General features: G+C 64.7%; 13 protein-coding genes. All 13 read right to left on the bottom strand.

All coding sequences use genetic code 11. From position 1 onward, the window contains the following. Positions 1-70: 70 nt before the first annotated feature. Entirely contained in the window at positions 71-379 is a 309-nt protein-coding gene (locus tag BFD71_RS16060; protein WP_083245296.1) for a transcriptional coactivator p15/PC4 family protein, read from the bottom strand. Further along, on the bottom strand, positions 379-609 hold the full coding sequence (locus BFD71_RS16055; protein WP_069265319.1) for a helix-turn-helix transcriptional regulator: 231 nt from the start codon (positions 607-609) through the stop codon (positions 379-381). The genes BFD71_RS16060 and BFD71_RS16055 overlap by 1 nt, the downstream gene beginning before the upstream one ends. Positions 610-756: 147 nt before the next feature. Further along, positions 757-1,527, bottom strand: coding sequence for a hypothetical protein (locus BFD71_RS16050; RefSeq protein ID WP_069265318.1), 771 nt, complete (start codon positions 1,525-1,527; stop codon positions 757-759). A gap of 10 nt (positions 1,528-1,537) precedes the next feature. Further along, positions 1,538-2,773: a tyrosine-type recombinase/integrase gene (locus BFD71_RS16045; RefSeq protein WP_069265317.1), complete on the bottom strand. Its 1,236-nt coding sequence runs from the start codon at positions 2,771-2,773 to the stop codon at positions 1,538-1,540. A 180-nt stretch (positions 2,774-2,953) separates the two neighbouring features. After that, positions 2,954-4,423 (bottom strand): ribonuclease G, encoded by a 1,470-nt coding sequence (gene rng, locus BFD71_RS16040; protein ID WP_069265316.1) that lies wholly within the window; start codon positions 4,421-4,423, stop codon positions 2,954-2,956. Positions 4,424-4,431: 8 nt separating this feature from the next. After that, complete coding sequence (locus BFD71_RS16035) at positions 4,432-5,055, bottom strand: Maf family protein (RefSeq protein WP_069265315.1); 624 nt, start codon at positions 5,053-5,055, stop codon at positions 4,432-4,434. Between the two features lie 138 nt (positions 5,056-5,193). Beyond that, entirely contained in the window at positions 5,194-5,664 is a 471-nt protein-coding gene (gene rlmH / locus BFD71_RS16030; RefSeq protein ID WP_069265314.1) for a 23S rRNA (pseudouridine(1915)-N(3))-methyltransferase RlmH, read from the bottom strand. Positions 5,665-5,700: 36 nt separating this feature from the next. Then, positions 5,701-6,168 carry a ribosome silencing factor gene (rsfS, locus tag BFD71_RS16025; protein ID WP_069265313.1) on the bottom strand — a complete coding sequence of 156 codons (468 nt, stop codon included), beginning with the start codon at positions 6,166-6,168 and terminating at the stop codon, positions 5,701-5,703. Between the two features lie 2 nt (positions 6,169-6,170). After that, complete coding sequence (locus BFD71_RS16020; protein WP_069265312.1) at positions 6,171-6,914, bottom strand: nicotinate-nucleotide adenylyltransferase; 744 nt, start codon at positions 6,912-6,914, stop codon at positions 6,171-6,173. A 4-nt stretch (positions 6,915-6,918) separates the two neighbouring features. After that, complete coding sequence (gene hemF / locus BFD71_RS16015) at positions 6,919-7,854, bottom strand: oxygen-dependent coproporphyrinogen oxidase (protein ID WP_069265311.1); 936 nt, start codon at positions 7,852-7,854, stop codon at positions 6,919-6,921. A 315-nt stretch (positions 7,855-8,169) separates the two neighbouring features. Beyond that, positions 8,170-9,444 carry a phosphoribosylamine--glycine ligase gene (gene purD, locus BFD71_RS16010; protein ID WP_069265310.1) on the bottom strand — a complete coding sequence of 425 codons (1,275 nt, stop codon included), beginning with the start codon at positions 9,442-9,444 and terminating at the stop codon, positions 8,170-8,172. A gap of 123 nt (positions 9,445-9,567) precedes the next feature. Continuing rightward, positions 9,568-10,296, bottom strand: coding sequence for a YebC/PmpR family DNA-binding transcriptional regulator (locus tag BFD71_RS16005; protein ID WP_069265309.1), 729 nt, complete (start codon positions 10,294-10,296; stop codon positions 9,568-9,570). A 372-nt stretch (positions 10,297-10,668) separates the two neighbouring features. Then, positions 10,669-11,319 carry a uracil phosphoribosyltransferase gene (gene upp / locus BFD71_RS16000; protein WP_069265308.1) on the bottom strand — a complete coding sequence of 217 codons (651 nt, stop codon included), beginning with the start codon at positions 11,317-11,319 and terminating at the stop codon, positions 10,669-10,671. Between the last annotated feature and the right edge of the window lie 208 nt (positions 11,320-11,527).

The following is an 11,527-nucleotide window of genomic DNA, read 5'->3' as shown; positions in this document are numbered from 1 at the left end:
ACAACTGCCATAAGCCCCCTTTTGTCAGTTGTGTCAGTGAGGGGTGGGGCTGTATTCAGAAATTCGCGCATCAGTTCGCCCCCCTTGGATCGAAGGAGCGCGCCGCGAGCGCGAGACCGCGCATCAGCTCGGCCGCTAGTGCCGGCTTGAACATCACGCCTTTGCTCGACGGGCGATAGTCACCGTCGTCGGTCACGTACCAGACACGGACGTCGATGTACGTGTTGCCGCGGAACTCCTTCACGTCCACACGCAGACGCTCGCTCGGGTTTTTCACTAGATCGAGAAAGCGCACCAGATGGTCGGCGGCGGTGTTAACATTTGCGCTGTCTAGGGCGCTCGTCTTTCCTTCGGGGAGGCGGGCGTTTTTCTTTTGCATTAAGCCGCCTCCGGCATCAGGTTGGCGCGGAGCTGGCCGACGTTCCAGCGCGTGGAATGACCGAACTTCTTCGGGGCAGGAATCAGACCGGCGGCCACGCGCCGCCAGACAGTGGGCACAGAGCAGCCGTACAGGCCGGCAACGGTGCGCACATCGACGTGTGCGGAATCGGGTTGGTAATCGAACGAGGCGAGCGCCTTCGAGATTAGCGCCTTAGTGAGATCGGACATCTGTATCGCTCCTGGTATGGCGCGACACGGCCCGGCGAGTGTCGCGCCGTCGTGATTCGACATGCGACGGGCGACACCAATACTATTGACCGAAAAACGCTTCGAAAACACGCATGCCGGTACGCTGAGAAGGCTGCGGCACGCTGATTACTTTACTGGCACGATGCGCAGTTTGCCGGCATTCCTACCATTCTCCCTTTCCCATTCCCGGCACAGATCCTCGATGTATTTCGTGCTCGCCAGATTCTCAAATTTCGAGAGCATGTCGCGTGCGAAGGCGGCTTTGCTGCGGTAGTTGGATGGCGACCTCTGCCACTCCTTCCAGCAATCCTTGACGCTTTCGAGGTCGCGCCGTTTGCCGCTTTCCGCGTGCCGTTTTCTCGCGATCTCGCTTTGTCGTCGACTGTTCGCGCGTGCTCGGCCTTCTGGTGAAATGGCGCAGTTTTCGTAGACTAGCTCAAGGGAGCGGACGGCGATTGATGAGGCAAACGAAGCGGTCCTCGCATCTCCATCGCGCAAAGCATCAATGAGCCTGTCGACGCACCACACACCGTAGGCCAGCAGCATTGCATTTTCGGAATTCGCCGTTAGATTCGGGACCGACTCCACCATGCTCTCGAAGCGGAAAGGATGAACGAGGTAGAGCGGATCGCCCGTGTGCGTTTCGACTAGTGATAGATAGTCATTCATCGACTTGTCGAACGACAGCGGCGTGAGCTTTCGCCCTAGAGTCTCCTCTTCGATCTCGACGAACAAACACATCAATCCGGCTAGATGCCACCAGGTGAAGACTGCGAAGTCTTCGCCGAACAGCTGGTCGTCTCCGACTATCCAGTCTTTCCACGGGCCGTGCTTCGGATCTTCGCCGTCATGGCCGAAATATTCTGCTAGCGAAAAATTCTTGATATGTTGTTGCATGGCTAAATCGTCAGGCAGATTGTCGTATAGGCGTCACGTTCCAGCGTTCGTCGCGCATTCGTGACTCGAGGAAAGCGGCCCACAGTTCGAGTGCACTGCGGCGCTCGGCATAGTAGGTGTACTGGTCATAGATGCCCTCGACACCGGCCAGCTTGTGGTTGAGGCACATTTCCGAGATGTCGCGCGGCACGCCGAGTTTGCGCATGTGACTCTTCATCGTGCTGCGCAGATCGTGCGGCGTGAACCGGCGGATCTTCGGCTCGTGGTTGTCGATCCAGTAATCGATCGCTTCGCGAATTGCATCCTTCGATACGTGCGTGTCGCCGTCGTGCCGATCGAGTCGATTACTTAGGCGCGCGGGCAGAACGTAATCCGATGTGCCCGCTAGCTCAAGCAGGCGCGCAAACCATTCGACAACGCCTGGTGCGAGCGGAATGTCCATCTCGGGCCCGGTCTTGCTCTTCGGGATATGCCATCGAGCTTCTTCGAGATGGACGTTCTTACGCAGCGCGGTGTTGAGCTCGCTGATCCGCACGCCGGTCGCCAGCGCAATGCGTACCGCTAACAGGTTCACGTCGCGCATCTTGGCCGTCATAAGCACATGGAGCTCTGTTTCGGTGAGCATTAGCCGCTTCTTGACCTCCGGTCGTTTGCCGATGATCGCGTCCAGGACGATGCCAGCGCATGGGTTTGCGTCGATGAGTCGCTTTCCGACGGCATGTTTGAAGATCGCCTTGAGCACGCACCACAGCGTGAACGCCTCGACCCATCCGAGCTTTGTGCGCTCGATCTCCGCTACGACATCTGCCGCGCCCACTACTCGCACCGACAAAGAGCCCATGCCGCGCTCGACACGATCGAGGTTGCGGCCGTAGCTCTGCTGGGTACTGTCGGCGAGAGTGATCAGCACGCGCTCCCGATAGTCTTTGATGAGCTGCCGCACGCTCCAGTCCTTTCGGGCCTTCTCCTTGCGTTTCTCGACGGCAGGATTGATGCCCTGCTGAATCTCGACTCGCTTAGCCGCGGCAAGCGCGCGCGCCGGACCCAGTTTGAGGTCAGGGTAACTGCCGAGCGTCAGCTCGTGGCGGCGCCCGCCGTGGCTGAAGCGCAGCACCCATGTCGAGGCGCCGGCCGCCGACAACGTAAATGTGAGGCCGGCACCGTCCGACTTTGCGACGGGCGCGCCCGCCCGCACGAACTGCTTGAGCTCGATGTCCGACAGGAGGTTTGTCTGGCGCTTCGCCACGGCGTATTGCTCCTAGGTGGAGTCCGCATTGTTCCGGATTCTAGCTACCAATCTAGCTACCAATTGAAAGTGCGATTAATTGCGATTGGATGATACGGGAAAATTCAGGGGAATTGAAAAAGCCTTGTAGAACAAGGCTTTTGGCGGGGTCTGATGATACAGGGTGATATAGGGTAAACCCTACATCAAAACTATGTCGTACTGTTCCTGACTCAAATTCGACTCCACCTGCAGCGAAACCGGCTTGCCGATGAAGTCGATCAACATGGCGAGATGCTGCGACTCTTCCTCGAGAAAGAGGTCGATCACCTGCTGTGAAGCGACCACGCGAAACTCGCGCGGATTGAACTGGCGCGACTCGCGCAGAATTTCACGCAGCACGTCATAGCAAACGGTGCGTGCGGTCTTCACCTGGCCTTTGCCGAGGCAAGTCGGGCAAGGCTCGCACAGCACATGCGCAAGCGATTCGCGCGTGCGCTTGCGCGTCATCTCCACGAGTCCCAACTGCGAGAAGCCGTTCACGGTCACGCGCGTGCGGTCGCGCGAAAGCGCCTTCTTCAGCTCGCCGAGCACCTGGTCGCGATGCTCGATGTTCTCCATGTCGATGAAGTCGATAATGATCACCCCGCCCAGATTGCGCAGACGCAATTGCCGCGCGATCGTATGCGCCGCTTCGAGATTCGTCTTGAAGATCGTGTCGTCGAAGTTGCGCGCGCCGACATAGCCGCCCGTGTTCACGTCGATGGTCGTCATCGCCTCGGTCTGGTCGATCACGAGGTAGCCGCCGGACTTGAGGTCCACGCGGCGCGAGAGCGCGCGCTGGATTTCGGCTTCGATGTTGTAGAGATCGAAGAGCGGCCGCTCGCCCGAGTAGTGATGCAGCTTCGGCAGCACGGCTGGCGTGAATTCGGTGGCGAACTCGGTGAGCTTCTGGAACGTTTCGCGCGAATCGACCTGAATGCGCGAGGTCTCGTCGTTCACGAAGTCGCGCAGCACGCGCTGCGCGAGATTCAGGTCTTGATACAGCAGGCTCGTGGCGGGCAGGCGCTGCGCCTGGGCGAGTATCGTCGCCCACGTCTTGCGCAGATACGCGACGTCCGCCGCAAGCTCTTCGCTCGTGGCGTCTTCGGCGATGGTGCGCACGATATAGCCGCCTTTTTCGTCGGCGGGCAACACGGCCGTGAGGCGCGCGCGCACCGCTTCGCGCTCTGCCTCGCTCTCGATCTTCTGCGAGATGCCGATGTGCGGTTCCTGCGGCAAATAGACCAGCGTGCGCCCCGCGATGCTCACCTGCGTGGAAAGCCGCGCGCCCTTCGTGCCGATCGGATCCTTCACGACCTGCACCATGAGCGTTTGCCCTTCGAACACCGTCTTTTCGATGGGCTGATGATGCACCGGCGCATGCGCTTCGCCGGCAATGCGCGGATGCCAGATATCGGCCACATGAAGGAACGCGGCGCGCTCGAGACCGATGTCGATGAACGCGGACTGCATGCCCGGCAGCACCCGCACGACCTTGCCGAGATAGACGTTGCCGACGCGCCCGCGCGACAGCGTGCGCTCGACGTGAAGCTCCTGTACTGCGCCTTGCTGGACCAATGCGACGCGCGTCTCCTGGGGCGTGACGTTGATCAGGATTTCTTCGTTCATGGTTTGTTCTAGAAGTCGATGCCCGCGGCGCGCAGGAGGGCGGCCGTTTCGAATAGTGGCAAACCCATGATACCCGAATAGGACCCGTCGATTCGCTCGACGAATTCCGCCGCGCGGCCCTGTATGCCGTACGCGCCGGCCTTGCCGAACGGCTCGCCGCTCGCCACGTAGCGCGCGATCGCGGCGGGCAGCGCCGGGGCGAAGCGCACGTGCGAGCGCGAGACCGCGACGGGCAGGCACACCCCTTCGGCGTTGACGACGGCCACCGCCGTGAGCACTTCGTGCTCGCGTCCGGCGAGGCGCTCGAGCATCGCATATGCTTCGGCTGCATCGTGCGGCTTGCCGAGAATATGGCCGTCGATGGAGACCGTGGTGTCGGCGGTCAGAATCGGCGCGTGCCTGTGCGAGCCTGCGACGAGGCGCGCGCGGGCGGCGTCGGCCTTGGCGGCGCACACGCGCTCGACATAAACGGCGGCTTGCTCGCCGGGCAGCGCGATTTCGAGCGCTTCGGCGTCTTCGTCGGGGCGCGGCAGCAGCAGCTCGAAGCGCACGCCGAGCTGCTGCAGCAGCTCCTGGCGGCGCGGGCTCTGCGAGGCGAGATAGACGAACGGATAGGGCGCGTTGGTGGGCATCGGAGCGTCTTTGTCGTTACGGACTTCGGGTTGACGTGCGCGGCCGCCATGTCGGGCGCAAGCGGGGCTCGAGCGGGGGGGCGCAAGCGGGGCGCCGGCGCACGACGAGAGGCGGCGCGGGCGCACTGTAAACCTGCATCACACGCGATGATAGGGGTGATTCTGCGTGATGGTCCACGCGCGGTAAAGCTGCTCGGCGAGCAGCACGCGCACCATCGCATGCGGCAGCGTGAGGGAGGACAGGCGCAGGAGCGTGTCGGCGCGCGACTTGAGTTCGGGGTCGAGGCCGTCCGCGCCGCCGATCAGGAACGCCACGTCGCGGCCGTCCTGCTGCCACAGCGGCAGCGTCTTGGCGAGCTGCATCGTGGTCCAGTCGCGGCCGTGTTCGTCGAGCGCGACGATGCGCGCGTTCTTCGGCAGCGCGGCCTCGATGCGCGTGCGCTCGGCCGCCATGACGCTCTCGGCCGAGCGGCCCGACGAACGCTGCTCGGGCTTCACCTCGCGCAGCTCGATGCGCAGCTCCGGCGGCATGCGCTTCGTATATTCCTCGAAGCCCGCGGCGATCCAGTCCGGCATCTTGTGGCCGACGGCGACGATATGCAGTTTCATCGTGCGGGTCGATGGTCGTTCGCGAACGCGCCGCGCTTACTTCGCGGTTTTACGCGCGGCGCTCTTGCGCGCGGGCTTCTTCACGGCCGGCGCGGCTTCTTCGTCTTCGTCCTCGCCGTCCATCGGCTCGCTCGGGCGTGCGCCCACGAAGCCCGTGCTGGCGGCGAGCTTCACGCGCACCGGCTTGTCGCCCCAGATTTCCTCGAGGTTGTAGTACTGGCGCAGCGCGGGCTGGAGGATGTGGACGACCGCGTCGCCGCAATCCACGAGCACCCATTCGCCGATGTCCTCGCCTTCCGTGCTGATGATGTCGCCGCCGGCTTCCTTGACCTTCTCGCGCACGCTGTTGGCGAGCGCCTTGGTCTGGCGGTTCGAGGTGCCGCTCGCAACGACCACGCGGTCGAACAGCTCGGTCAGATGGCTCGTGTTGAAGACGCGGATGTCTTGTGCCTTGACGTCTTCGAGACCGTCGACGATGGCGCGTTGAAGTTTGCGGATGTCCATAGTTACCCGTGATGCAGATAGAGATGATGTTGAAGGATATAGTCCCACACGGCCGCGGGAAGCTTGTCGGCGGCGGTGCCGCGACGTTGCCCGCTTGCCACGCAGGCGGGCAGGTCGCGCCGGATTTCGGTCGCCGAAACGTCGAGCGCGAGCGTGTCGTCGACCAGCAGGTGGCCGTACGGCGTGGTCGCAAGCGCGGCGGCGCTTGCGCGGCGAGCGGTGGCTTCACGCGCGACTTCGGGCGGCAGCGCCGCGAAGTCTTCGTCAAAGCCGAAGCCGGGGCGGCTCGCCACGGCCAGATGCGCGAGCGAGAAAAGCTCGCGCCATTCGTGCCACGAATCGAGGTGCAGCAGTTGATCGGCGCCCATTAACAGCGTGAGCGCCGCTTTCGCGTTGCTCGCGTTGCCGTCGACGTCGCGTCGCGCACGCCAGCGGCGCAGCGTTTCCACTGTGTAGGTCGGGCCGTTGTGTTCGATTTCGTCGGCATCCACTGTCACCGTCACGCCCGGCAGCGCGAGCGAGGCAGTGGCGCCACGCGTCATGGCGAGCCGATGCTGCGCCGCGGTGACGCCCGGCTTTTGCCACGGTTGTCCGGCGGGCAGCAGGATCAACTCGTTCAGGCCCAGCACGCGCGCAAAATGGCGCGCGAGCGCGAGGTGGCCCTCGTGGATCGGATCGAACGTGCCGCCGAGCAGCCCGACGCGCCGTTCGAGCGCGTTGGGCGGGACGGTGAAAGCGTGCGTCACGGCGTCAGACCCAGTCGCGCACGGGCAGGAAGTCGCTGTAGAGGCGCGCTTCCGGCGTGCCCGGCTGCGGCTGCCAGTCGTAGCGCCAGGTGGCGCCCGGCGGCATCGACATCAAGATCGATTCGGTGCGGCCGCCGCTTTGCAGGCCGAAATGCGTGCCGCGGTCCCAGACCAGATTGAATTCGACGTAGCGACCGCGCCGGTACGCCTGGAACTCGCGCTCGGCTTCGCCGTAGGGCGTCTCACGGCGCTTTTCGATGATCGGCAGATACGCCTTCAGGAAACCGTCGCCCACGCTCCTGAGCATGGCGAACGCCTCGTCGAAGCCGCCAGTGGCGTAATCGTCGAAGAAAATACCGCCCACGCCGCGCGCTTCGTTGCGGTGCTTCAGGAAAAAGTAGTCGTCGCACCAGCGCTTGAAGCGCGGGTACAGGTCTTCGCCATAGGGCGCGAGCGCGTCGCGGCACACGCTGTGGAAGTGCTGCGCGTCTTCCTCGAAGCCGTAAAAGGGCGTGAGGTCCATGCCGCCGCCGAACCAGAACACCGGCGCCTCGCCCGCCTTGGTGGCGAGCAGCATGCGCACGTTCATGTGCACGGTCGGGCAATACGGATTGCGCGGATGCAGCACGAGCGAAACACCCATCGCCTCGAAGCCGCGGCCGTTCAGTTCGGGGCGCGCCGCCGTTGCCGAGGGCGGCAATGCGTCGCCGGAAACGTCGGAAAAGCCGATGCCCCCGCGCTCGAAGAACTCGCCGCCTTCGATGATGCGCGTGCAACCGCCGCCGCGCAGCTTCTCGCCGGGGCCGCGTTGCCAGTTGTCGGTGGCGAACGGCTTGCCGTCGAAGGCGCCGAGCGTGTCGGCGATCTGCGTCTGCAGGCCGGCCAGCCAGGCGCGGACGGCGGCGCTGTCGGGGTAGGCGCGGTTAGGGGTGTCGGTCATCGATGAAATGGGGACGGCAGCGCTCGGGCGCGGGAATCGGTTCTTCGTCGGGTTATGCGTTGGGTTACTCGGACAGACCGCCCGGCGCGGCCTGACAGCGGCAGTGTAGCGCCGATTGGCGCGACGTCCGGCGCTAACGGCGGACGCGCGGGCTGCCGGGCTGCGCGCACTTCGGACTGCTGCGCGGAGGTTGGCTTTTCGGCGCGCGAACCGGCCAGACGAAAATGCCGTGAGCGCGCCGTTGCGCGGCGGCGCATGGCCGTTCGCTGCCTTTGGGGCCGCATCGAAGCGGGCGGCCCCGGCAAAGCGCTGCGCTTACTGCTTGCGCCCAGCGGCGCGATAGCCGATGTCGTTGCGATACTGCATGCCGTCGAACGAGATGCGGTTCACGGTCTCGTACGCCACGTTCTGCGCGCTGCGCACCGAATCGGCGAGACCCACCACGCACAGCACACGGCCGCCCGAGGTCACGAGCTTGCCGTCCACCATCTGCGTGCCCGCATGGAACGTCACCGAATCGTCGGTTTCGGCGGGGATCTCACTGATGCGGTCGCCCTTGCGCGGCGTTTCCGGGTAGTTGTGCGCGGCGAGCACGACGCCCAGTGCCGTGCGGCGGTCCCAGTCGAGCTCGACCTGGTTGAGCGTGCCGGCGATGGCGTGTTCCACGACCTTCGAGAAGTCGCCCTTCAGGCGCGCCATGATCGGCTGCGTTTCGGGGTCGCCCATTCGGCAGTTGAATTCGAGCGTCTTCGGGTTGCCCTGCGCGTCGATCATCAGGCCGGCGTAGAGGAAGCCCGTGTAGCGGATGCCTTCCTTCTCCATGCCCGCCACGGTCGGCAGGATGATTTCGCGCATCACGCGTGCGTGCAGCTGCGGCGTGACGATCGGTGCGGGCGAGTAGGCGCCCATGCCGCCCGTGTTCGGGCCCTGGTCGCCATCTTGCAGGCGCTTGTGGTCCTGGCTCGAGGCGAGCGCGAGCACGTGCTTGCCGTCCACCATGACGATGAAGCTCGCTTCCTCGCCCGCCAGGAATTCCTCGATCACCACGCGCGCGCCGGCGTCGCCGAGCTTGTTGTCGGCGAGCATCATGTCGATGGCCTGGTGCGCTTCTTCCAGCGACATCGCCACGACCACGCCCTTGCCGGCAGCCAGGCCGTCGGCCTTGATGACGATGGGCGCGCCGTTCTTCTCGACGTAGGCGTGCGCCGCCGCGGCGTCCGAGAAGGTCTCGTAGGCCGCCGTCGGGATGTTGTGGCGTTTCATGAACGCCTTGGCGAAGTCCTTCGAGCTTTCGAGCTGCGCGGCTTCCTTCGACGGGCCGAACACCTTCAGGCCGCGCTGGCGGAACACGTTGACGATGCCCGCGGCGAGCGGCGCTTCCGGGCCGACGACCGTGAGGGCGACGGCTTCGCGCTCGGCGAAATCGGCGAGCTCGTGGATATCCGTGATGTCGACGTTGGCGAGCCGCTCGTCCTGCGCGGTGCCGCCGTTACCGGGTGCGACGTAGACGAGCTGCACGCGCGGCGACTGCGCGAGCTTCCACGCCAGCGCATGTTCGCGGCCGCCAGAACCGACGACGAGTAACTTCATGAGAATCCCCGAAAGACCAAGACCAGAAACAGTTGCGGCCGGCGCACAGTGCGCCGGCCGTGAAAATCGCAAGCAGGAGGCGGGGCCGAACCAGACCTCGACGCGGCCTCCCGCGCCGACGCCTTATTCCTCGGCGATCGACGCGTTGGTGTACACATCCTGGACGTCGTCCAGGTTTTCGAGAGCGTCGAGCAGCTTTTGCATCTTCACGGCGTCGTCGCCCGTGAATTCGACCTCGTTCTGCGGCTTCATGGTGACTTCGGCCATTTCGGCCTTGAAGCCCGCGGCTTCGAGCGCGGTCTTCACCTTCGTGAAGTCGAACGGCGGGCAGACCACTTCGATCGAGCCGTCGTCGTTCGTCACGACGTCGTCGGCGCCCGCTTCGAGCGCGGCGTTCATGAGCTCGTCTTCGGGCGTGCCCGGCGCGAACACGAACTGGCCGACGTGATCGAACATGAACGCAACCGAGCCGTCCGTGCCCATGTTGCCGCCGAACTTCGAGAACGCGTGGCGCACTTCCGCGACCGTGCGGGTGCGGTTGTCGGTCATCGTGTCGACGATGACGGCCGCGCCGCCGATGCCGTAGCCTTCGTAGCGGATTTCCTCGTAGTTCGCGCCATCGACACCGCCCACACCGCGCTGGATGGCGCGGTTGATGTTGTCCTTGGGCATGTTGGCGTCGTACGCCTTGTCGACGGCCAGACGCAGGCGTGGGTTCGTATCGGCATCGCCGCCGCCCATGCGCGCCGCGACCTGGATTTCCTTGATGAGCCGCGTCCAGACCTTGCCGCGCTTCGCGTCAGCAGCAGCCTTCTTGTGCTTGATGTTGGCCCATTTCGAATGACCCGCCATACCTTTCTCCGTCTCACGCGCCATGCGCGTGCAGTGTGCAATGTGCTGTTGTCGTTGCGATGTTCCCGGGTGCGGCCTTCGCGCGTCGTTCGCGCGGCGCGCGTGAATGTTGCGCGTGCCTCGCGCGTCACGGCCGCGCAGCACAATGTGCCGGCAGGATGGGACGCAGCGCCCGTTCAGGTGGATCTGGATTTTATCACGCCGGGACCGTCCGGCTTCGCCTGCCTACGTAACGTAACGCCAGACGATTGCCGGTTACGCCGGCCGCAGAGGGTGCTAAGGGGGCGGGATCGGGTGCGCCCGGCCAAGGCGGGTAGGGGGAGAGGGCGGCCCGTTTTCGCCGGCCGCCCCTGAACAAGCGTGGCGCGGCTGTTAGTTTTTCGTGCCGAAGAGCCGGTCGCCGGCGTCACCCAGGCCCGGGATGATGTAGGCGTGCTCGTTCAGATGCGAATCGAGCGACGCCACGTAGAGCTTCACGTCCGGGTGGGCCTTCTGGAACACGTCGACGCCCTCGGGCGCGGCCACCAGCGCGAGGAACAGGATGCGCTCGCCGGACACGCCGCGGCGCTTGAGCACGTCGATGGCGTGCGCCGCCGAGTAGCCCGTCGCGACCATCGGATCGCAGAGGATGAAGGTGCGGTCTTCGAGGTCGGGCAGGCGCACGAGGTACTCGACCGGGCGATGGTCGTCGGCGCGGTACACGCCGATATGGCCGACGCGCGCAGAGGGCACCAGCTCGAGCAGGCCGTCGGACATGCCCACGCCCGCGCGCAGCACCGGCACGATGGCGAGCTTCTTGCCCGCGATCACGGGCGCATCGATTTCGACGAGCGGTGTCTTCACGCGGCGCGGCGCGACCGGCAGGTCGCGCGTGATTTCATAGCCCATCAGCAGCGTGATCTCGCGCAGCAACTCGCGGAACGTGCGCGTGGACGTGTCCTTGTCGCGCATATGCGTGAGCTTGTGCTGGATCAGCGGGTGATCGAGGATGAAGAGATTCGGGAAACGGCTGTCCTGTTTCATGGCGGGGCGCACGAGGCTGCAAGGGAATCGGGGAATCGGTCGTGCCGTTGCCGCGCGAGCCCGAAGCGCACGCCCGGGTTGCGCGGTGGCGGCGAGCACGGGCCGCCGCGCGGCAAGCGCTCAAGGCTTGCGAGGGCGCCGGGCCGCGCTACAGGCGCAAGTATACCGGTAAGCATGCGCGCACCGGCGCGCGCATGGCGCGTTGCGA

Source organism: Paraburkholderia nodosa, assembly GCF_001718195.1.
Classification (GTDB): domain Bacteria; phylum Pseudomonadota; class Gammaproteobacteria; order Burkholderiales; family Burkholderiaceae; genus Paraburkholderia; species Paraburkholderia nodosa_A.
The sequence above is the reverse complement of the archived record's forward strand: the minus strand, read 5'-3'. Positions and strand labels throughout refer to the sequence as shown.